The organism is Virgibacillus sp. W0430, assembly GCF_051846935.1.
GTDB lineage: Bacteria > Bacillota > Bacilli > Bacillales > Amphibacillaceae > JBPYCR01.
In genome coordinates this window covers 112,561-134,681 of the sequence record NZ_JBPYCS010000003.1, presented here as the reverse complement: position 1 = coordinate 134,681, position 22,121 = coordinate 112,561, and the positions used below count along the sequence as shown (strand labels likewise).

The 22,121-nt window shown below is 36.7% G+C and carries 18 protein-coding genes and 1 pseudogene; all 19 read left to right on the top strand.

The window, feature by feature from the left end:
• The first annotated feature begins 24 nt into the window (after positions 1–24).
• The 19 genes and pseudogenes from pnp to ACLIBH_RS02735 all read left to right on the top strand — a co-directional run bounded on the left by pnp (position 25) and on the right by ACLIBH_RS02735 (position 22,118).
• The gene (pnp, locus tag ACLIBH_RS02825) at positions 25–2,136 is read left to right on the top strand and encodes a polyribonucleotide nucleotidyltransferase (RefSeq protein WP_439315169.1); all 2,112 of its coding nucleotides are present in this window, start codon (positions 25–27) and stop codon (positions 2,134–2,136) included.
• A 203-nt stretch (positions 2,137–2,339) separates the two neighbouring features.
• The gene (locus ACLIBH_RS02820) at positions 2,340–3,287 is read left to right on the top strand and encodes a polysaccharide deacetylase family protein (RefSeq protein ID WP_439315168.1); all 948 of its coding nucleotides are present in this window, start codon (positions 2,340–2,342) and stop codon (positions 3,285–3,287) included.
• Positions 3,288–3,354: 67 nt separating this feature from the next.
• Positions 3,355–4,568, top strand: a pseudogene (locus ACLIBH_RS02815) (M16 family metallopeptidase).
• A gap of 61 nt (positions 4,569–4,629) precedes the next feature.
• Complete coding sequence (locus tag ACLIBH_RS02810) at positions 4,630–4,863, top strand: YlmC/YmxH family sporulation protein (protein WP_439315167.1); 234 nt, start codon at positions 4,630–4,632, stop codon at positions 4,861–4,863.
• A gap of 619 nt (positions 4,864–5,482) precedes the next feature.
• On the top strand, positions 5,483–6,073 hold the full coding sequence (gene dpaB, locus ACLIBH_RS02805; RefSeq protein ID WP_439315166.1) for a dipicolinate synthase subunit B: 591 nt from the start codon (positions 5,483–5,485) through the stop codon (positions 6,071–6,073).
• A gap of 71 nt (positions 6,074–6,144) precedes the next feature.
• Positions 6,145–7,200: an aspartate-semialdehyde dehydrogenase gene (asd, locus tag ACLIBH_RS02800; RefSeq protein WP_439315165.1), complete on the top strand. Its 1,056-nt coding sequence runs from the start codon at positions 6,145–6,147 to the stop codon at positions 7,198–7,200.
• A gap of 105 nt (positions 7,201–7,305) precedes the next feature.
• Entirely contained in the window at positions 7,306–8,196 is an 891-nt protein-coding gene (dapA, locus tag ACLIBH_RS02795) for a 4-hydroxy-tetrahydrodipicolinate synthase (RefSeq protein WP_439315164.1), read from the top strand.
• Between the two features lie 204 nt (positions 8,197–8,400).
• Positions 8,401–9,129, top strand: coding sequence for a ClpP family protease (locus tag ACLIBH_RS02790; RefSeq protein ID WP_439315163.1), 729 nt, complete (start codon positions 8,401–8,403; stop codon positions 9,127–9,129).
• Positions 9,126–9,353 carry a YlzJ-like family protein gene (locus tag ACLIBH_RS02785; protein ID WP_439315162.1) on the top strand — a complete coding sequence of 76 codons (228 nt, stop codon included), beginning with the start codon at positions 9,126–9,128 and terminating at the stop codon, positions 9,351–9,353. Before ACLIBH_RS02790 ends, ACLIBH_RS02785 begins: the two co-directional genes overlap by 4 nt.
• Positions 9,354–9,458: 105 nt before the next feature.
• Positions 9,459–11,738 (top strand): DNA translocase FtsK, encoded by a 2,280-nt coding sequence (locus tag ACLIBH_RS02780; protein WP_439315161.1) that lies wholly within the window; start codon positions 9,459–9,461, stop codon positions 11,736–11,738.
• Between the two features lie 346 nt (positions 11,739–12,084).
• On the top strand, positions 12,085–13,227 hold the full coding sequence (locus ACLIBH_RS02775; RefSeq protein WP_439315160.1) for a BMP family lipoprotein: 1,143 nt from the start codon (positions 12,085–12,087) through the stop codon (positions 13,225–13,227).
• A gap of 358 nt (positions 13,228–13,585) precedes the next feature.
• Entirely contained in the window at positions 13,586–15,112 is a 1,527-nt protein-coding gene (locus ACLIBH_RS02770) for an ABC transporter ATP-binding protein (protein ID WP_439315159.1), read from the top strand.
• The gene (locus ACLIBH_RS02765) at positions 15,112–16,155 is read left to right on the top strand and encodes an ABC transporter permease (RefSeq protein WP_439315158.1); all 1,044 of its coding nucleotides are present in this window, start codon (positions 15,112–15,114) and stop codon (positions 16,153–16,155) included. The genes ACLIBH_RS02770 and ACLIBH_RS02765 overlap by 1 nt, the downstream gene beginning before the upstream one ends.
• Positions 16,155–17,108 (top strand): ABC transporter permease, encoded by a 954-nt coding sequence (locus tag ACLIBH_RS02760; protein WP_439315157.1) that lies wholly within the window; start codon positions 16,155–16,157, stop codon positions 17,106–17,108. The genes ACLIBH_RS02765 and ACLIBH_RS02760 overlap by 1 nt, the downstream gene beginning before the upstream one ends.
• Before the next feature lie 348 nt (positions 17,109–17,456).
• A complete protein-coding gene (gene yfmF / locus ACLIBH_RS02755; protein WP_439315156.1) occupies positions 17,457–18,734 on the top strand; it encodes an EF-P 5-aminopentanol modification-associated protein YfmF in 1,278 nt (425 codons plus the stop codon).
• A gap of 1 nt (position 18,735) precedes the next feature.
• Complete coding sequence (gene yfmH, locus ACLIBH_RS02750; protein WP_439315155.1) at positions 18,736–20,019, top strand: EF-P 5-aminopentanol modification-associated protein YfmH; 1,284 nt, start codon at positions 18,736–18,738, stop codon at positions 20,017–20,019.
• Positions 20,020–20,031: 12 nt separating this feature from the next.
• Positions 20,032–20,748, top strand: coding sequence for an elongation factor P 5-aminopentanone reductase (gene ymfI / locus ACLIBH_RS02745; protein WP_439315154.1), 717 nt, complete (start codon positions 20,032–20,034; stop codon positions 20,746–20,748).
• Between the two features lie 87 nt (positions 20,749–20,835).
• Positions 20,836–21,096 (top strand): DUF3243 domain-containing protein, encoded by a 261-nt coding sequence (locus tag ACLIBH_RS02740; RefSeq protein ID WP_439315153.1) that lies wholly within the window; start codon positions 20,836–20,838, stop codon positions 21,094–21,096.
• A 230-nt stretch (positions 21,097–21,326) separates the two neighbouring features.
• Complete coding sequence (locus tag ACLIBH_RS02735; protein WP_439315152.1) at positions 21,327–22,118, top strand: DUF3388 domain-containing protein; 792 nt, start codon at positions 21,327–21,329, stop codon at positions 22,116–22,118.
• Positions 22,119–22,121: the final 3 nt, after the last annotated feature.

Here is a 22,121-nt window from a genome sequence, read left to right as displayed (position 1 = left end):
GTTGTATTGAAAGGAGCACAAAATATGTCAGACGACAAACAAATATTCTCTACGGAGATTGCAGGTAATAAATTCACTGTAGAGATTGGAGAATTGGCTAAGCAGGCAAATGGGGCATGTATGATCCATTATGGTGACACATCGGTGTTATCCGTAGCTACTGCTTCAAAAGAACCGAAAGACTTACCATTTTTTCCTTTAACAGTGAATTATGAAGAAAGATTGTATGCAGTAGGGAAAATACCTGGAGGATTTATTAAACGAGAAGGGCGTCCAAGTGAAAAAGCAGTACTGTCTTCCCGTTTAATTGATCGACCAATTCGGCCTTTATTTCCGGATGGATTTCGAAACGAAGTACAAGTAATTAGTACAGTAATGAGTGTTGACCAAGATTGCTCTTCAGAAATAGCCGCCATGATTGGTTCATCTATCGCCCTATCAATTTCGGATATTCCATTTGATGGTCCAATTGCAGGCGTTAACGTTGGACGAGTTGATGGAGAGTTCATTATTAATCCGTCAATTAAACAACAGGAATTAAGTGACCTTGATTTAACGGTAGCTGGAACAAAAGATGCAATTAATATGGTTGAAGCAGGCGCAGAAGAAATAGAAGAATCTGTTATTCTTGAAGCGATTATGTTTGCACACGAAGAAATAAAACGTCTCGTTCAATTTCAAGAAGAAATCGTAAAAGCAGCTGGTGCAGAAAAAGCGGCAATTACAGTATTCGAAATAAATGAAGCAATAGCTGAAAAAGTAGAGCAACAATTTAAAGATGAATTAACTGCTGCGATACAAGTGAAAGAAAAGCATGCACGTGAAGATGCGATTAACTCGGTAAAAGAAGCGGCAATGGAAGCCTATGCTGAAGAAGATGAAGAAACAATAAAACAAGTAAAATCGGTATTGGACAAGCTAGTAAAAGAAGAAGTAAGACGTCTAATTACGATGGAAAAGGTTCGTCCAGATGGCAGAAAGCCGGATGAAATTCGCCCACTGTCCTCGCGTATTAATGTATTACAGCGTACACATGGTTCCGGATTGTTTACTAGAGGACAAACGCAAGTGTTAAGTATATGTACTCTCGGTGCATTAGGCGATGTACAAATTTTAGACGGATTGGATTTAGAAGAATCAAAACGATTTATGCATCATTATAATTTCCCACAATATAGCGTAGGTGAGACAGGACCAATCCGCGGTCCAGGTCGCCGGGAAATTGGTCATGGAGCATTAGGGGAAAGAGCACTTGAAAAAGTTATCCCTTCTGATAAAGATTTTCCGTATACCATTCGTCTCGTATCCGAAGTATTGGAATCGAACGGTTCATCTTCACAGGCAAGTATTTGTGCAAGCACACTAGCTATGATGGATGCAGGGGTACCAATTAAGGCTCCAGTAGCAGGTATTGCAATGGGCTTAGTAAAAACAGGAGACAACTATTCCATCCTTACAGATATTCAAGGAATGGAAGATGCACTTGGAGATATGGACTTTAAAGTTGCAGGGACAGAAAAAGGGATCACAGCATTACAGATGGATATAAAAATTGAAGGTCTTTCAAAGGAAATATTAGAGGAATCTTTAGCGCAAGCGAAAAAAGGCCGGATGGAAATTCTTGATTCAATGTTAAAAACGATAGAAGAGCCAAAAACAGAAGTATCAAAATATGCACCAAAAATTTTAACAATGAAAATTAACCCTGACAAAATCCGTGATGTAATCGGACCGAGCGGGAAACAAATAAATCAAATAATTGATGAGACAGGCGTTAAGATAGACATTGAACAAGATGGAAGTGTCTTTATATCTTCGACAGAAGCATCTATGAATGATAAGGCGAAACAAATTATTGAAGATCTTGTTAGAGAAGTAGAAACAGGCCAAATGTACTTAGGTACGGTAAAGCGTATTGAAAAGTTTGGGGCATTTGTTGAATTATTTAAAGGTAAGGACGGTTTGGTTCACATTTCAGAGCTAGCTGAAACACGTACAAACAAAGTAGAAGACGTCGTTTCTATAGGTGATAAAATCATGGTCAAAGTAAAAGAAATTGATAATCAAGGCCGTGTTAATTTATCTAGAAAAGCAGTTTTGAAGGAAGAAAGAGAAAAGAAAGAAAAAGCTAAATAGAAATTTAATGCATTACAAAAACGAGAAGCTGGATTGCCAGTTTCTTTTTATTTTCTCGATTATTAAGAAATGCTGTATACTAACAAAGAACTTAAAAATAATAACCGTATAAAAATGTAAAAAATACATTTCAAATCATTTGCAACTTGGAAACATATCTTGTCCCAGCAATTCATATAAATGAATAAAGGGGGAAGATATGTATGCATCGTTATAAAAGTATTGTTCATATCATTATTTTTCTTATTATTGTAGGGCTTTCCTTTCAAACAGCTTACAATCCGTTTGTCATAAATGACAGCATCGAGCTTTCCGAACAAGTTACTAAAAGTGCAGATCGTCTATTACAAGAAATTAAAGAAAACAGCCATCGATATCAAGAAGAGCCACAAGATGCATATATTGATAAAGTATGGAAAAAGACACCTGGAAGAAATGGATTAAAAATAAATATAGAAAAGTCGTACGAAAAAATGAAAGCAGAAGGTACATTTAATGAAGCTCTCCTCGTTTTTGATGAAGTAAAACCAAAGGTAACGATTTATGATTTACGAGCAGCGCCGATTTATAGGGGGCATCCTGAAAAAGATATGGTAGCCTTTTTGATTAATGTTTCATGGGGAGACGAACATATACCTGATATTTTAAATATATTGAATGAACAGCAAATAAAAGCGACGTTTTTTATTGAAGGGAAATGGGCGAAGGAGCATGCAGAACTCGTAAAAATGATTGATGAACAAGGCCATATCATTGGCAACCATGCATACAATCATCCAGACATGGCATACATGTCCAAAGCCGAATCGGTTGAGCAAATAGAGCAAACGAATAAAATTATTAAAGCAATTATAGATAAAGATTTGAAATGGTTTGCCCCTCCAAGTGGTAGTTTTTCAGAGGACGTTCTTATAGCTGCTGAAGAACAGAATATGCAGACAATCCTCTGGACAATTGATACGATCGATTGGAAGAATCCATCCGTATCTGTTATGATGAACCGTGTTCAAGCAAAACTTCATCCTGGTGGGACAATTTTAATGCATCCGACTGCCGCTACTGTTCGGAGCTTACAACCAATCATTAAAGAAATAAAAAAAGGCGGCTACCGCATTGGAACAATTGAACAATTATTAAGTGAAGAAAGATAATAAGATAATAAGACGCGTAAATAGTCGAGCTTAAAACATTTTTGCTTTCAAAGTAGGAGGATATTCAATGGTCACCAAGCATACTTGTCAAAACGGTTTAAGAGTTATTTTAGAAAAGATGCCAAACGTCCGTTCCGTAACGATAGGGATATGGATATTAACAGGATCAAGGAATGAAACAGATGAAATTAATGGCATTTCTCATTTTTTAGAGCACATGTTTTTTAAAGGTACAAACAAACGAACTGCCCAAGAAATAGCTGAAGCATTTGACTCTATTGGCGGGCAAGTAAACGCTTTTACCTCAAAGGAGTTTACTTGTATTTATGCAAAAGTGCTTGATTCACATAAAGCGTTTGCACTTGAAGTTTTAACAGATATGTTTTTTCATTCTACTTTTCATGAAGACGAGCTAGAAAAAGAGAAAAAAGTAGTGTTAGAAGAGGTAAAGATGTATGAAGATACACCGGATGAGCTTGTTCATGACTTGCTTGCACAAGCATCCTTCGGAGATCATGCATTATCTTATCCAATACTCGGGACAGAAAAACAAATTAATAGCTTCACGCAACAATCGCTTATCCAATACATGGATAAGCACTATGTTCCCAAAAATGTTGTAGTATCGGTTGCTGGTAATGTAGAAGAATCCTTTATTAAACAAATTGAAACCGCATTTGACCAATTTCAAACAAGAGCACCGATTCAATCCATCCACCCGTATTTTTAACAAAACATATGGAGCGGAATAAAGATACAGAACAAGCGCATTTATGTCTAGGTTATAACGGCTTGTCTATTCATGATGATGAAATATATAGTCTCGTATTGATGAATAATGTATTGGGCGGAAGCATGAGCTCGAGATTATTTCAGGAAGTTCGTGAAAAACATGGTCTTGCCTATGCGGTGTTCTCCTATCATACTGCTTTTTTGGATAATGGCTTGTTAACTATTTATGCGGGAACTGGTAAAGAGCAATTAAGCTTTTTACAAAGTTCTATCAATCAAATTGTCGATGAGCTTATTGAAAAGGGGATAACGGACAAAGAATTAATAAACAGTAAAGAGCAATTAAAAGGGAATATGATGTTAAGCTTGGAAAGCACGAGCAGTCGTATGAGCAGAAATGCGAAAAACGAATTGTTATTAAACCAACATCGAACGATGGATGACGTTATCGATCAAATAGATTCAATTGACCAAACATCGGTTCGTTCTGTTATTGAACGTGTATTCAAGCAAGCACCTGCTTCTTCTTTAGTAATTCCTGTTTCTTAAGCATAGAAGAATCCACCTTTGCATATAATTTGTAACAACGTCGAATGGGTGGGGGAATAAAATGCGATATAAAGAAATGAGTGGGAAGGAAATTGTCAGCATTAACCACGGTTCTCGATTAGGAATACTTGGTCAAACCGATTTAGAAATTGATGTACAAACTGGTAAAATAAATGCATTTATCATTCCTAACTATAAATGGTTCGGCTTAAAGAAAGAAGGAGAAGAAGCTAAAATTAAGTGGAATGCAATTAAAAAAGTAGGGGAAGATATGATTTTAATCGAGATGGAATAAGCTCTTTTTACGAGTGGTCCAGGTAGAAAGTAATACCAATATTTGTGAAATATATAAACATGACAAAGAGTCAGGTTGTTCATCTGTAAATTAGGATGAAACGACCTGACATTTTTATTGCGCTTCATCCATTTCGGTATGAGTAACATGTTTGTGGGGGAACAGATGCACGAATCTAACTAGATAATATGTGATCAATTTTACTTCGAACGATATACACATGAATAACACCGTTGATTTTCCCTGCAGGTGGATGCTTTCCGCGGGCACGGCTTCAGCCTCCTCGGAAGAAAACGACTTCCTGCGGGGTCTTCAGACGCTTGCTATTCCCGCTGGAGTCTTCGTGTATATCTACTGCGGTCGGTAGGAATCAATACTAAAATTAACGAATACAAAGAGAGGTTTTTTAACTTCTTAAAATAACACCCACAAATACGTGACTCAATCTCAATTTCGTTGATGAAAGAATTTAAGATGTTGTTCGTGTTATAATAGTACATCTTTTAAAGTGGCGTTCGTCCTACACCTTTTGTTTTTTTTAATCACTTCTAGAAAAAAAGCACATAAACTATATAAGAAATGACAGCTAGAAAGAACAATGAATGAGAGGTAGGATAGAATGAAGCTGAAAGGAAAGCGAATCGGCTTTGGATTAACAGGATCACATTGTACGTATGATCTTGTATATCCTCAATTAGAAAAATTAATGAATGAAAAGGCTGAGGTTATTCCAATTGTGTCAAATACCGTTCGTACTACAAATACGAAGTTTGGCGAAGCAGAAGAGCACATTAAAAAAATTGAAGATATTACTGGAAGACGTGTACTATCTACTATACCAGAAGCTGAACCACTCGGGCCTAAACACCCTCTAGATTGTATGGTAATTGCTCCAATGACAGGTAATTCTTTAAGTAAATTTGCCAACGCTTTAACGGATTCCCCTGTATTAATGGCCGCAAAAGCTACACTGCGCAATCAAAATCCAATTGTACTTGGTATTTCAACAAATGATGCATTAGGTTTAAATGGAGTTAATCTAATGCGTTTGATGGCTACTAAAAACGTCTTCTTTATTCCATATGGACAGGATGATCCTTACAAAAAACCAACTTCCCTCGTTGCAAAAATGAATAAGTTGACAGAAACAATAGAATATGCACTAAAATTTAAACAAATCCAACCAGTTATTGTTCCGCATTCCGACTAAATATATGCTAAAATAATATTATTATATCGAAAAATAGTAACTTCACGTAAGTGGGAGGAGTATTTGTACACATGGTAAAAGAAAAGCAGTGGAATGTAGCAGTAGTTGGAGCAACAGGAGCAGTAGGCCAAAAAATTATACAATATCTCGAAGAGGTGGACTTTCCGGTAGATGAAGTAAAAGTATTGTCATCTGCTCGATCGGCAGGAAAGAAAATTAAATTTAAAGATAAAGAGCTCGTTGTCGAGGAAGCATCTCCTGAGAGTTTTTCTGGAATTAATATTGCATTCTTCTCCGCAGGTGGCTCTGTATCTAAACAACTCGTACCAGAAGCAGTAAAGCGTGGTGCAGTAGTTATTGATAATACGAGTGCATTTCGAATGGATGAAACAGTTCCGCTTGTCGTGCCTGAGGTAAACGAAAAAGATTTAGAAAATCATAAAGGGGTTATTGCAAACCCAAATTGTTCTACGATTCAAATGGTCGTAGCACTTCAGCCTATTAAAGAAGCATTTGGTTTATCAAGAGTAATTGTATCAACGTACCAAGCGGTATCCGGTGCAGGTTTAGAAGCTCAGGAAGAACTTGTACAGCAAACAAAGCAATATTTAAATGGAGAAGAAATGACGGCGGCTATTTTGCCAGCTGGATCAGATAAAAGACATTTCCCGATCGCATTTAATGCGTTGCCACAAATAGATGTATTCGAAGATAATGGTTATACAGCTGAAGAAATGAAAATGATTAATGAAACGAAAAAAATAATGCATATATCTAACTTGCCAGTAGCGGCAACGTGTGTCCGTTTACCTGTATTTACATCTCATGCTGAAAGCGTCTATATCGAAACGGAAAAAACCGGAGCTACTGTTGCCGATGTATCAAATGCGTTGCAAAATGGGCAAAGTGTTATTTTGGAGGACGACCCAAAAACACAAACATATCCGACGCCGCTAAGTGCAGCTAATAAAAAGGAAGTATTTGTCGGTAGAATAAGGAAAGACTTGGATCATGAAAAAGGATTTCATTTATGGATTGTATCGGATAATTTAGTTAAAGGAGCAGCATGGAACACCGTACAAATTGCACAATCACTTGTAAAAAATCAGCTATTAAATGAACGATAATTATTTATTAGCTTATGTGTCCACTTAACAACAAGAAAAAGTTTTATAAAATCTTTTGATTCTAACTTTACTCACTCGATGAGTACTAAAACAAGGGTGAAATAAATGAACTTTGGTAATGTAATAACCGCAATGGTGACCCCTTTTGGTAAAGATGAAAAGATTGATTTAAACGAAACAGCCAGATTAGTTGACTATTTGCTTGCTAATGGAACGGATGGATTGGTAATCGCTGGTACAACAGGCGAATCAGCAACCTTGTCTTTTGATGAAAAAATAGAACTTATGCACCACGTTGTTTCAGTTGTAAACAATCGTGTGCCAGTCCTTGCTGGAACAGGCTGTAATAGTACAAAATCAACGGTTTCTCTCACAAAAAAAGCGGAAGAAGCAGGTGTTGACGGTATAATGCTCGTAACACCATATTATAATAAGCCTAATCAAGAAGGGCTTTATAAACATTTCACAACAATTGCAAGTGAAACGTCATTGCCAATTATGCTTTATAATAATCCAGGGCGTTGTTCAGTAAATATTGAGGCAGAAACAACCATCCGCTTAAGTTTCGTAAAAAATATTGTTTCTACAAAAGAAGCGAGCGGGAATCTAGAGCAAGTTGCTGATATAATTGAGCAAAAGAACGATGGCTTTACCGTATACAGTGGAGATGATGGCATGACTATTCCAATGATGTCTATTGGAGCTGATGGAGTCGTTTCTGTTGCTTCTCATATAATAGGTAATGAAATGAATGAAATGGTTCAATTTTATAAATCAGGTAACGTTCAAAAGGCAGCAGCCTTACATCGTTCCCTATTACCAATAATGAGAGGCTTATTTCAAGCACCATCGCCCGCCCCTCTAAAAAAAGCATTGCTGTGGAAAGGAATTAATGCAGGTGGTGTACGCCTTCCGTTAGTAAGCCTATCTAATGAAGAGACGATGAATTTACGTCTGCTATTAGAAACGAAATTACGTACTAATAGTAAAACGTAAGTATATTAAATCGGTACACAATCAATTTATTTGTATTAAATTAAATAAAAGCACGTTAGATCACAAAAATGAAAAAGCTGTTTAATAGCAAAAAACATCGGTAATCGCCGATGTTTTTTGCTTTTCATCTATTTTTGCATGTATAACCGTTTCATAGTTCATACTATCCTTAAAGAAAGTGAATTTCTAAGGGAGTGTGTCTATATGGAGAAGGATATCGATAAAAAGGAAGAGCAAGATGAAGAGAAAAACTCCTCATCACTCGTACAAAAGATCCAACAATTGGGCCAAACTAATATTCCACAAGCGCCCGAATCAAACATTCATGTCCTAACAATAATTGGACAAATTGAAGGCCATATTCAGCTGCCACCACAAAATAAAACGACAAAGTATGAACATTTGTTACCTCAACTAATAGCAATTGAACAAAATCCTAAAATTGAAGGACTTGTTATTTTGTTGAATACAGTAGGGGGCGACGTAGAAGCAGGATTAGCGCTATCGGAAATGATCACCTCGATTTCAAAACCAACTGTGTCAATTGTCTTAGGTGGCGGGCATTCAATAGGTGTACCGATCGCAGTTGCTACTGATTATTCGTTTATTGCTCCTACAGCAACAATGACTATTCATCCTGTTCGGTTAACTGGACTTGTTATTGGTGTTCCGCAAACCTTTGAATATTTGGATAAAATGCAGGATCGCGTCATTAATTTCGTTATTTCTCATTCCAATATAAAAGAGCAGCAATTCAAAGATCTAATGTTTGCAAAAGGAAACTTAACAAGAGATATCGGTACAAATATCGTTGGGAGAGAAGCGGTAGAATATGGCTTAATTAACCGTGTCGGTGGCGTTAAAGAAGCAATGGAAAAAATGAATGAATTAATATCGAATCAAAAAGGACAAACAGAACAGGTGATCCAATGATTTTATATACACCCTTATGTGAAACAGATGTATTTCCAGTCAATTCAGAATCAAGTCAGCAGGAATGTCTTACTTATCAAGGCAAAACTATTTTGGCTGAAAAAAATAGCGATGGCGCGTATCAAGTAATCCAACTATTATCTACCGATCCCGACGATTTTTTGAATGAAAGTTATATACCAGGGTCTGTTTTATCAACAGAATATATTGGTAAAAAAGAATAATATGGTATACTAAAAGAAGATTAACCCGTTATGTAAACCCTTGCCACCTAAGACGGCAAGGGTTTACATATTCTATCTAAGTAGTAGATGATTGAGGTGAATACGATGGCCAAGAAGCGTAGAAAGAGAAAAAAAGGGCTTAAAAAGCAGTTAAAGTACGAGCTTATTGGTTTATTATTAATATTTTTAGCGATATTTGGAAGCGGAGCGAGCGCAATAAGTGACGGCGCCATACCGACAGGATTGGAAAATTTATTTCGTTTCTTTTTAGGGATTTGGTATTTTACTGCCTCGTTATTTCTATTAGTGACAGGAATTATATTATTAGTAAAGCGAAAAGTCCCAGCTTTCTTGAGCAAAAGGATGGTCGGTTTTTATATTAGCTTTTTTGGGGTTTTATTGCTGACACATATACAAATATTTGAACGTCTTCTAATAGTTTCTGCGGAGACATCCATAATTCGATCAACGTGGGAGCATTTTTTAGCCTTTATGAATGGTCAAGGCACAAGTATGCAGCTCGGCGGTGGAATAATTGGTGGAATCCTTTTTGCATTTACGTATTATTTATTTTCAGCAAGCGGTGCAAAGATTGTTGCGGTGTTTTCAATACTTATCGGGTTTATTTTTACGACCGATTTATCTTTAGGTGATCTGTTTGCAAAAATAATACAGAAATTTAAATCAGCATATAATCATTTAAAAGAACGGTGGAAAACGTATCAAAACAATAAAAAGATTGATCGTGAGGTAGAGGAACAACTAAAAACGTCGAGTGAACGTATCGCTCAACCAGAGGAAATAATTGAGCCTGTTATCCAGGACTTTACAGATGTAGCATTTTCAGAACCAACATCAATGGACAACCCTCCAGCGGTGGATAAAGATGCTCAACAGCAAGATCAACAAGAAGATTTAGATGAAGTGTTGAAAAATAGTCCAATGACAGCAACAGAAAACTACGAGTATGACTTACCGTCGTTTAAACTATTAGCAGAGCCAGCGTACACCTCTCAGCAGCATGAAAAATCTCAAATTCAGTCAACCGTACGAAAACTTGAACAAACTTTTCATAGTTTCGGAGTAAAAGCAAAAGTTACGAAAGTCCATGTCGGCCCAGCTGTGACAAAGTATGAAGTTTATCCAGATGCTGGGGTAAAAGTGAGTAGAATTGTAAGCTTGCATGATGATTTAGCTCTTGCCCTCGCTGCACAAGATATTCGAATTGAAGCGCCAATTCCGGGAAAGTCAGCAGTTGGTATAGAAGTGCCAAATAAAGATGTTGCTATGGTTTCATTACGTGAAGTGTTAGACGTAACAACAAAGCATCCCTCCAAGTTGCTATTCGCTTTAGGAAGGGATATTTCTGGAGATGCAGTCGTAGGTGAACTAGCTAAAATGCCGCATTTACTCATTGCTGGTGCAACTGGGAGCGGGAAAAGTGTCTGTATTAATGGAATTATCACGACGATATTAATGCGGGCGAAACCACATGAAGTAAAGATGATGATGATTGATCCGAAAAAAGTAGAATTGAATGTATATAATGGAATTCCTCATTTACTAGCTCCTGTAGTGACGGACCCTAAAAAAGCTTCCGTTGCTTTAAAAAAAGTAGTTAATGAAATGGAACGTCGTTATGAACTATTTTCAGAAACAGGTACGAGAAATATAGAAGGTTATAATGAATATATAAAACGATATAATGAAGACACTGAAACAGAGCAGCCTAATTTGCCTTTTATCGTCGTATTAGTAGATGAACTCGCTGATTTAATGATGGTAGCTTCAAATGATGTAGAAGATTCCATTACCCGTCTGGCTCAAATGGCGAGAGCAGCAGGGATTCATTTAATAATTGCTACTCAACGTCCTTCCGTAGACGTAATTACAGGTGTCATTAAGGCAAACATACCGTCTAGAATTGCCTTTAGTGTTTCATCTGCAGTAGATTCTCGAACGATTCTTGATACAGGAGGAGCGGAAAAATTACTAGGCAGAGGGGATATGCTCTATATACCTGTAGGAAAATCAAAGCCAATTCGTGTACAAGGCGCATTTCTATCAGATGAAGAAGTTGAACGCGTCGTTAATCATTGTATTGAACAACAGAAAGCTACCTATCAAGAGGAAATGATTCCTGAAGAAACATCTTCTGTTTCCACAGAAGTCGATGATGAATTGTTTGAGGATGCTGTCCAAATGGTAATGGAAATGCAAAGTGCGAGTGTGTCAATGTTACAACGAAGATTCCGAATTGGTTATACTCGTGCAGCTCGCTTGATCGATGCGATGGAAGATCGTGGTATTGTTGGACCTTATGAAGGGAATAAGCCTCGTACTGTGTTTACTTCCCAGCATTCAAATGAAGAAAAGACATCATAAAACCGACGAAAGCCGAGCGATTTCTTGTTTTTTAAAAATAAAGATTTATTTATTTGTTAACTAATGGTATATTAATTTCTAATAGAAGAATCGAAAATGTATAACCAAGCACCACACAATTCTTTAAAGTGTGAAGGTTTATTATTTTTTTATTCTTCTATTCAATAACATAAACTATTTTCAAGGCTGTCCCTTTTTATCGTATAATTATGATAGTGAGGTGTACGAGTGGATTACAAAAATCCTGGATAATGCTACGGCCTTGCATAAGGAGGAGGATAAAAGAAATCTACGAAAATTTATGACCAGAAGCGGTGTACATAATAAAAAAAGGGGGATTTTATAAATGAATTGGCGTAAGTATTTCTTTTTATCTTGTTTTATATTAATTTTAAGCTTGTTTTTAGCGGCGTGTGGCTCGTCTAATGAAGAGGATTCAAATAAAGACGAGGGATCCGCAACAGAGGAAGAAACTACAGATGAAGCGGAAGGCAATGACGAGGCGACTGGTAACTACACAGCAGCTATGGTAACAGACACTGGTGGAGTAGATGATAAATCGTTTAACCAATCTGCTTGGGAAGGGTTAACAGCTTGGGGCGAAGAACACGGTTTGGAAAAAGGTAAAGATGGTTTCGACTATGCACAATCCGAGGATGACTCAGACTATTTACCGAACTTCACTCGTCTTGTACGTAATGATTTTGATATCGTATTTGGTATAGGATTTTTACTTGAAGACGCAGTTAGAGAAATAGCACAACAAAATCCAGAAAATGAATTTGCAATCGTTGATACCGTCGTTGATGAGCCAAACGTTGCTAGCATTACTTTTGCTGAGCATCAAGGATCCTTTCTTGTAGGTGTTGTCGCTGCAATGACAACTAAGACAAATAAAGTAGGCTTTGTTGGTGGGGTAGATTCTGACTTAATTAATAAGTTTGAAGTTGGATTTGTTTCAGGAGTAAAGTCCGTCGATCCGAATATTGAAATCAATATTCAATACGCTGAAGATTTTAGTGATGCAGCAAAAGGAAAGCTAATTGCAACACAAATGTATAATGATGGTGCAGATATTATTTATCATGCTGCAGGTGGAACTGGAAACGGTGTATTTGCCCAAGCGAAGGACATTAAGCAAAATGATCCAGACCGAGACATTTGGGTAATTGGTGTTGACCGCGATCAGTATGAAGAAGGATTAAACGAAGATGGCAGTGCTAGTGTAACGTTAACATCAATGGTTAAACGTGTAGACATATCTGTACACGAGGTAACTAATCTAGGAATGAATGGTGAGTTTCCTGGAGGCGAAATTATTGAGTTTGGTCTTGAAGATGAAGGTGTAGGAATTGCTACTACTAATGAAGAAGCACTCTCAACAGATGTATTAGATGCTGTAAAAGAATGGGAAGACAAAATTAAAGCTGGAGAAATAACAGTACCTAAAACTCGTGATGAATTAAAAGAGTTTGAAGATAGCTTGTAAGATGATGAAAAAGGCTGTGATTACAGCCTTTTTCAAGATATATAGGATTTTCGGATTTTTGTGTGGAAAATTAGAAAGGCTCTCCGACACGATCGATAGGAAGATGCGAGACTCCAGCGGAAGAAAGCAATCGGTGAGACCCGAGAGTGCGTAGCACGAGGAGGCTTACCATTCGCCTGCGAAAGCGTGTATATTTCATGAGCAAGAATGTTAGAATATTTCTCCTTCTGCAATACTTTCCAAATACCCAATATATATTTAAATAACCTTGCAGAGAGCCTTTTTTAAAAATACGAAACTAATTAATAGGCAATACATATCGTTTGAATTATAAGTTACGAACGAAGGGGTGAAACCGATGGAGTACATAATTGAGATGCTGAATATTCGTAAAGAGTTTCCTGGCATCGTTGCTAATGATAATATTACCTTGCAAGTGAAAAAAGGGGAAATACATGCATTATTAGGAGAAAATGGTGCAGGAAAATCAACGCTAATGAATGTACTTTTTGGTTTGTATCAACCAGAAAAAGGAGAAATACGAGTAAAAGGAAAAAAAGTTAAAATTACAAATCCAAATGTTGCCAACCATTATGGAATTGGAATGGTTCATCAGCATTTTATGCTTGTTGATACTTTTACCGTAACTCAAAATATTATACTCGGATCAGAACCGACTGCAAAAGGACAAATTGATCTTAAAAAGGCAGAGAAAGAAGTCCAAGAGATTTCTGATCGATATGGATTACGAGTTGATCCAAAAGCAAAGATTAGAGATATTTCCGTCGGTATGCAACAGCGTGTTGAAATATTAAAGACGCTGTATCGCGGTGCAGACGTATTAATTTTTGATGAACCAACAGCTGTCCTAACGCCACAGGAAATAGACGAGCTAATGGACATTATGAAGTCTTTAATAAAAGAGGGTAAATCGATCATTCTTATTACACATAAACTAAAGGAAATTATGTCAGCCTGTGATATGTGTACCGTTATTCGTAATGGAAAAGGCATTGAAACAGTTCCAGTCGCGAGTACATCTGTTGAGGAATTAGCATCGTTAATGGTTGGCCGAAAAGTTAACTTTAAAACCGAAAAGGAAGTAGCGAAGCCAAAAGAAAACGTATTGGAAATTGAAGGTCTTGTCGTAAAGGATACCAGAAAGGTTCCGATGGTGAAAGGACTTAATTTAAACGTAAAAGCGGGCGAAATCGTGGGGATAGCCGGTGTTGATGGGAATGGTCAAACAGAACTAATTGAAGCAATTACAGGTTTGACAAAAGTTGAATCTGGGACTATTTCACTGAACAATAAAAATATAACGAATTTATCACCGAGGAAAATAACAGAAAGTGGTCTGGCACATATTCCACAAGATCGCCACAAGCTAGGGCTCGTCTTAGACTTTCCAGTTAGTGAAAACATTGCCCTGCAAACGTATTATCAATCCCCATTCTCAAAAAATAAAATGTTAATTTACAACAAAATATACGATAAAGCGAAAAAGTTAATTAAAGAATATGATGTGCGCACGCCAAGTATTCATACAAAAGCAAGAGCGCTATCTGGTGGGAACCAGCAAAAAGTTATAGCTAGCAGAGAGATCGATCGGTCTCCGGATCTATTGATAGCAGCTCAACCTACTCGAGGATTAGATGTAGGTGCAATAGAATTTATACATCGTAAATTAGTTGAAGAAAGAGATAAAGGAAGAGCTGTTTTATTAATCTCATTTGAATTAGATGAAATATTAGATTTAAGTGACCGTATTGGAGTTATATTTGATGGTAAAATCGTGGCTGACCTACAACCTGACCAGACGAATGAAGAAGAGCTTGGATTGTTAATGGCTGGCAGCAAGCGAGAGGCAGGTGGGATATCTTGATGCATAATAAAATGTTTAATATTCTCGTTCCGATTATCTCTGTACTAATAGGTCTATTGGCAGGAGCAATCATAATGCTCGGTTTTGGCTACAATCCAATTCATGGATATGCAGCACTTTGGGAAGGAGCATTTGGGGATTTATATTTCTTTGGGGAGACGATTCGCCAAGTAACTCCTTATATTTTAACCGGGCTTGCAGTTGCATTTGCTTTTCGTGCTGGACTATTTAACATTGGTGCAGAAGGTCAAGTAATTATAGGTTGGCTTGCTGCTGTGTGGGTAGGTACTTCCTTCAATGCTCCAATGTTTATTCATTTGCCATTAGCACTGCTTGCTGCAGCAATAGGTGGTGCTTTGTTAGGGCTTATTCCTGGATTTTTAAAAGCAAAATTCGGGGTACACGAAGTGATTGTAACAATTATGTTAAACTATATTGCTTTGTATAGTGCAAATTCTATCGTCCGTAATGTATTGACAGAGCGATCGGACAAAACGGAGGCTATTGCACCTACTGCCTCATTGGCTTCAGAGTGGCTGCAAACTTTAACATACTATTCACGTGTTCACTATGGAATTTTGATTGCCCTTTTAGCAGCTGCATTAATGTGGTTTATTATTGATCGAACGACGATCGGCTATGAAATAAGAGCCGTTGGTTACAACCAGCATGCTTCTCGCTATGCAGGAATGAATGTTAATAAAAATATTATTTTAACAATGGTAATTTCAGGTGCATTTGCTGGATTAGCTGGGTCAATGGAAGGACTCGGCACATTTGGGAATATGTCCATTCAATCTGGTTTTACAAACTTAGGATTTGACGGTATAGCAGTTGCTCTTTTGGGAGCAAATACGGCAATCGGGGTCATTTTAGCAGCTCTCTTGTTTGGTACTTTAAAAGTAGGCGCGCTAAATATGCCAACAGATGCTGGAGTGCCGAGTGAATTAGTGGATATTATTATTGCACTTATTATTTTCTTTGTTGCTTCAAGCTATTTGATTCGCTGGATAATACTACGCTATAAAAAGGGGGAAAAATAATGATTGATATTTTACAGTCGATAATCCCACCGGCATTGTTTTTTTCGGCCCCACTTATTTTTACTGCTCTCGGTGGAGTTTTTAGTGAGCGGTCTGGCGTAGTAAACATCGGGCTCGAAGGTCTTATGGTAATGGGAGCCTTTGTAGGAATTGTCTTTAACTTAACGTTTGCCGATGTTTTTGGATCATGGACCCCATGGTTATCTGTACTTGCCGCCATGATCGTATCAGGAGTTTTTTCAATTGTACATGCAATCGCATCCGTTTCCTTTCGTGCAGATCAAGTTGTAAGTGGTGTAGCAATTAACTTTTTGGCTTTAGGAATCGGTGTCTTCCTTACGAAGCAATGGTATGACAAAGGGCAAACGGATATGGTTACACGCCCGTTCTATACGACAAATATTCCTATATTATCGGACATTCCAGTTATAGGTTCAATTTTCTTTAAAGGTGTTTACTTAACGTCTTATATTGCGATCATTGTCGCAATTATAGCTTGGTACATTTTATATAAAACCCCATTTGGTTTACGGTTACGTGCTGTAGGAGAACATCCGATGGCAGCTGATACCAATGGAATAAATGTGTATAAAATGCGATATATTGCTGTTATAATTTCTGGTGTACTAGGTGGACTTGGGGGATCTGTGTTCGCCTTAACAATTACACTTAATTTCTCTCATTCGACGATTGTAGGCCAAGGATTTATGGCACTTGCTGCTGTAATTTTCGGTAAATGGCATCCGCTCGGTGCAATGGGAGCTGCATTATTTTTTGGTTTTGCCCAAAGCTTGAGTGTAATTAGTACGGGTGTTCCTCTACTAAAGGATGTGCCACAAGTTTATTTGTTAATCGCGCCTTATGTATTAACTATTCTTGCACTGGCTGGATTTATTGGTCGTGCTGAAGCTCCTAAAGCAAATGGGGAACCGTATATTAAAGGTAGCAGATAACATCATTAGTACAAGATTTATTCATATTTAGTATTGATTTTAATAATGCAAACTATTAAATAAACGAAAAAACAACTCTAACCTTCATTACTTTAGAGTTGTTTTTTTGTAATTAAGCTACTTGTAATATATAGTCTCGTTTGTCAGGAATATCGATATTCATCACATTAAATAAAATATCCCAATTCGAACGCTTTTTGATCGTAACGTACTGAAAAGGATGAATTGCTTACTAATTATAATAAGCGAATGGCCGTCCTATTATTATTGGACGAGTAAGGTATAACAATATAATATATGTTACATTATATACTATATATACTAAAGTAAGAAAACAGGAGGGACATAATGCAAGTAATTGTTGAGGATACTGTAAAAGATGAAGGTATTAATTTACATTACATACATAGTAAAAAATTTAAAACGATTAATATCATTGTAAAGTTTAGAGCGCCACTTGATCGAGACACCATTACAATGCGTGCTTTGTTGCCCTATGTTCTACAGCAAGGAACAGAGAAATATCCGTCAGAAAATGAACTGCAAAAGCAATTAGACCGTTTGTATGGTGCTGTTTTAGCGATCGATGGTGCAAAAAAAGGGAATAATCACATTATTAGTTTTCGACTGGAAGTAGCTAACCAGAATTATATTGCAGATGAATCGGCCATTATTGATAAAGCAGTCCATCTATTAAATGAGATTATTTACAATCCAAACACGGATGCGGATGGGTTTAATAAAAAATCGTTTGAGCGCGAAAAGGAAACGTTACAACAAAAAATTAATGCAGTAGTCGACGATAAGCTTGCATATGCAAATTTACGTCTTATTGATGAAATGTGTCGTAACGAGGCATATTCACTTCATGTTCATGGATATGAAGAAGATCTTAGTAAGCTTACGTCAAAGAATACGTACAATTATTACAAAACACTGCTTGCAGAAGATCAATTAGATATTTACATATTAGGAGATTTTGATCAAACACAACTCCATCATCAATTTATTACCACATTTCGTAAATCAAACCTTAGGAAAGAACCAATTGTTCGAGATGAACGTGTGAAGATAAATGATGTGAAAACTGTAATTGAAAAACAATCGGTACAGCAAGCAAAGCTTCACTTAGGCTATCGAACGAATTGTACATTCAAGGATAAGAACTATTTTGCCTTACAAGTATTTAATGGACTATTTGGTAGCTTTCCAAGTTCAAAATTATTTATTAATGTTCGAGAAAAAAATAGTTTAGCTTACTATGCTGCTTCACGCCTTGAAAGTCATAAAGGGTTGTTACTTGTTTTTAGTGGCATTAATGCAACAGACGATGAACGCGCTAGAGAAATTATTGAATTGCAAATGGAAGCGATGAAAAAAGGGGATTTTACGGATGAACAATTACAGGAAACGAAGCAACTGATTGTAAATCAATTATTAGAAACAATGGATCATCCACAAGGTATTGTAGAGTTATTGTACCAGCAAGTGTTAGGTGAAAAACAAATTTCACCAGAACAGTTTATTGAGTCAATAAAACAAGTGACACGTGAGGAAGTTATACAAGTCGCGAATAAAATAGAAGAAGATACTGTTTACTTACTAACAAGTGAGGACGGTGAATAAGATGCATAAACAAACATATCGAACGATAAATGAAGATTTATATATTAAAAAATTGGATAATGGATTAACAGTAATGCTTTTACCTAAGCCGGAGATGGCAAAAACATATGGGTTATTTTCCACAAACTACGGGTCCATTGACAATTCATTTATTCCAATCAATCAAGAAAAGGAAGTAACCGTTCCAGATGGAATTGCCCATTTTTTGGAGCATAAGCTGTTTGAAAAAGAAGATCGAGATGTATTTGCCGACCTCGGTAAGCTCGGAGCCTCTCCTAATGCATATACATCTTTTACAAAAACAGCTTACTTATTTTCCGCAACTACAAATATCGAACAAAATGTTCAAACATTGCTTGATTTTGTACAAGATCCTTATTTTTCAGAGCAATCGGTAGAAAAAGAAAAAGGGATCATTGCTCAAGAAATCCGAATGTATGACGATCAACCAGATTGGCAGGCATTTATGGGTATAATTAAAAGCATGTTTGCCACCCATCCAGTTAAAAAGGATATTGCCGGTACGGTGGATTCTATACAGAACATTACGAAAGAGATGTTATACACGTGCTACAATACTTTTTATCATCCAGAGAATATGATTGTATGTATAGCAGGCCGATTTGAAGCGGAAGCTATGATGGAGCTTATAGAAAATAACCAATCAAAAAAGCAATTTGATAAACTAAAGGAAATAAAACGGTGCTATCCAGCTGAGCAAGAAGCTGTTGCTCAAAAAGTAATGAAAATGATTATGCCTGTATCCATACCGAAAGTTACGGTCGGAATAAAAGAATCAACGCAAAATCTTGATCAAGAGGATTTCTTTAAAAGAGATGCATTGCAAAGTATGGTGTTGGATTATTTCTTTTCTGCTGGAGGACCGTATTATCAGGCATTATATGACGAAAAGCTTATAGATGGCAGTTTTGAATTTAGTACGAGCTTAGAAAAGAATTTTGGGTATTCAATGATCAGTAGTAATTCTCATGCACCAAAGCAACTAGCAGATCGAATTAGCCAATTGTTATATCAGACAAATTCGTATACATTCTCAGAAGAAGCGTTTGAAACAATGAAACGAAAAAGAATCGGACAGCTATTGCGTTCAATGAACTCATTGGAGTATGTTGCTAATCAGTTAACGCATTATTATTCACTAGGCCTAGACTTTTTTCAGTTTATCCCTAAGATACAGGACTTAACTTTGGAGGAAACAAATCAATTTGTAAAAAGCTGGATTTCGGAAGAGCGCGTTGCTGTTTGTACAATTGCACCACAATGAATAGGTGATAAAATGAATAAAAATATATTAATTGTTGGGGCGAGCGGGGATATTGGGATTGCGATTGCAAAGCAGTTGGCTGCGGAAGGATATACTCTGCTCTTACATTACTATAAAAACAGGCGGCCTATTGATGAATTGTTTAAATCAGTTCCAACAGATCAAATTATCGCAGTAATTCAAGCGGATTTGACATTGCCAAACGAAGTAAAAGCATTTGTTGCAAAGGTTGTGTTCCCGGTGGATTCCATCGTTTTTGTAAGTGGTATTGCAACGAACGGTTTATTTCAGGATGCAACAGAAGAAACGATGGATAGCATGCTTACGTTGCATGTTAAAGCACCTTGGATGATTACGAAGCACTTACTTCCACCAATGATCCAGCGAGGCTATGGTAAGATTCTTTTTATTACATCAATATGGGGGACAGTTGGTGCAAGTAATGAAGTGATTTATTCCTCTGTAAAAGGGGCTCAAAACAGCTTTGTAAAGGCGTTGGCAAAAGAAGTGGCACCATGCGGAATAACTGTAAACGGAATTAGCCCAGGCTTTATTGATACGAAAATGAATGATCATTTAAGCGAAGCAGAAAAAGAAAAAATTATATCCGAAATTCCCGCCAGTCGTCCTGGTTCATCAGAAGACATTGCCAATATGGTGCAATTTTTACTTAGTGAAAATGCGACATATGTACAAGGAGAAGTTATTAACGTTACAGGGGGTTGGTAACAAACTTATACCTCACTCTCCATTTCATGTATAAACATTATTGTAATTCAAATACTATACATGCAAACATGGAAGGAGGTATGTGCAGTGTCTGTTTTAGACAATTTTGAAACATGGAAGGATTTTCTCGCAAATAAACTAGATCAAGCAAAACAGCAAGGAATGAGCGATGAAACAATTACGAATGTAGCTCATGAAGTAGGAGATTATCTTTCACAGCATGTCGAAGCTAAAAACAATGAGGAAGCGGTACTTAGAGAGCTTTGGAATGCAGCTTCAGAAGAAGAACAGCATGCCTTAGCAAGCACAATGGTCAAGCTAGTTAAAAATCAAGGAAGTTCAAATTAATTTTCTTATTTCTGTCGGAAGCTGTATACTGAACATACAGCTTCCTTTTTGTCTATCTGTGTTTTTAAAAAAATTAGATACAATGGCACAGTACTTACTTACGGTCGTTCTTGATAAAATCTAAATTTTTTTTATGAATTCCTTTTAAGTGAAGAATAAATCATCTATTATATAATATAAAGCATGTGATTATTGTTTTGTTGTATGATTTTAAATAAAGGGGTTTATATATGGATAAAACGGAATGGTATTTTGAATATGAACTTCAATATAATCGTCCCGGCCTACTTGGCGACATTTCGTCATTGCTTGGTATGCTTTCAATTAACATTATTACAATAAATGGAGTAGAAAAAGCAAGACGCGGAATGCTGTTGTTGTCTAAATACGATGAGAACATAATCCGGTTACGCTCCATATTAGAAACAGTAGATACGATAAAAATAACGAAATTGCGAAAACCAAAGCTAAGAGATAAGCTTGCTGTTCGACATGGAAAATACATTCATAGAGATGAAGAAGATCGGAAAACGATTCGCTTTGTTCGAGATGAGTTGGGGATATTAGTTGACTTTATGGCAGAACTGTATAAAAGTGATGGACATAAATTAATAGGTGTAAGAGGGATGCCACGTGTTGGGAAAACAGAATCAATTGTGGCTGCAAGTGTTTGTGCCAATAAACGTTGGCTTTTTGTTTCAAGTACTTTATTGAAGCAGACCGTACGAAATCAACTGATCGAAGGCGAGTACAGTAAAGACAATATTTATATAATTGACGGAGTGGTCTCAAAAAAACGTGCAAATGAGAAGCATTGGCAGCTTATAAGAGAGATTATGCAGCTTCCGGCAACAAAAGTTGTAGAGCACCCCGATATTTTTGTGCAACAAACCGAATATAATATAGATGACTTTGATTATATAATTGAACTACGCAGTGATGAAAATGAAGAGATAACGTATGAACCTATTAATAAAGTACACGATAGTCACGGAACCGGTTTTTCTATGTTCGATTTTTAAAAT

What these genes read in the sequence shown, in the direction of transcription:
- ACLIBH_RS02760 (WP_439315157.1), top strand. Translation starts at nt 16,155, where the DNA reads ATGATTGATATTTTACAGTCGATAATCCCACCGGCATTGTTTTTTTCG.
- yfmF (WP_439315156.1), top strand. Translation starts at nt 17,457, where the DNA reads ATGCAAGTAATTGTTGAGGATACTGTAAAAGATGAAGGTATTAATTTA.
- ACLIBH_RS02735 (WP_439315152.1), top strand. Translation starts at nt 21,327, where the DNA reads ATGGATAAAACGGAATGGTATTTTGAATATGAACTTCAATATAATCGT.
- ACLIBH_RS02810 (WP_439315167.1), top strand. Translation starts at nt 4,630, where the DNA reads ATGCGATATAAAGAAATGAGTGGGAAGGAAATTGTCAGCATTAACCAC.
- ACLIBH_RS02770 (WP_439315159.1), top strand. Translation starts at nt 13,586, where the DNA reads ATGGAGTACATAATTGAGATGCTGAATATTCGTAAAGAGTTTCCTGGC.
- dpaB (WP_439315166.1), top strand. Translation starts at nt 5,483, where the DNA reads ATGAAGCTGAAAGGAAAGCGAATCGGCTTTGGATTAACAGGATCACAT.
- asd (WP_439315165.1), top strand. Translation starts at nt 6,145, where the DNA reads ATGGTAAAAGAAAAGCAGTGGAATGTAGCAGTAGTTGGAGCAACAGGA.
- ACLIBH_RS02790 (WP_439315163.1), top strand. Translation starts at nt 8,401, where the DNA reads ATGGAGAAGGATATCGATAAAAAGGAAGAGCAAGATGAAGAGAAAAAC.
- ymfI (WP_439315154.1), top strand. Translation starts at nt 20,032, where the DNA reads ATGAATAAAAATATATTAATTGTTGGGGCGAGCGGGGATATTGGGATT.
- ACLIBH_RS02775 (WP_439315160.1), top strand. Translation starts at nt 12,085, where the DNA reads ATGAATTGGCGTAAGTATTTCTTTTTATCTTGTTTTATATTAATTTTA.
- pnp (WP_439315169.1), top strand. Translation starts at nt 25, where the DNA reads ATGTCAGACGACAAACAAATATTCTCTACGGAGATTGCAGGTAATAAA.
- dapA (WP_439315164.1), top strand. Translation starts at nt 7,306, where the DNA reads ATGAACTTTGGTAATGTAATAACCGCAATGGTGACCCCTTTTGGTAAA.
- ACLIBH_RS02780 (WP_439315161.1), top strand. Translation starts at nt 9,459, where the DNA reads ATGGCCAAGAAGCGTAGAAAGAGAAAAAAAGGGCTTAAAAAGCAGTTA.
- ACLIBH_RS02765 (WP_439315158.1), top strand. Translation starts at nt 15,112, where the DNA reads ATGCATAATAAAATGTTTAATATTCTCGTTCCGATTATCTCTGTACTA.
- ACLIBH_RS02785 (WP_439315162.1), top strand. Translation starts at nt 9,126, where the DNA reads ATGATTTTATATACACCCTTATGTGAAACAGATGTATTTCCAGTCAAT.
- yfmH (WP_439315155.1), top strand. Translation starts at nt 18,736, where the DNA reads ATGCATAAACAAACATATCGAACGATAAATGAAGATTTATATATTAAA.
- ACLIBH_RS02820 (WP_439315168.1), top strand. Translation starts at nt 2,340, where the DNA reads ATGCATCGTTATAAAAGTATTGTTCATATCATTATTTTTCTTATTATT.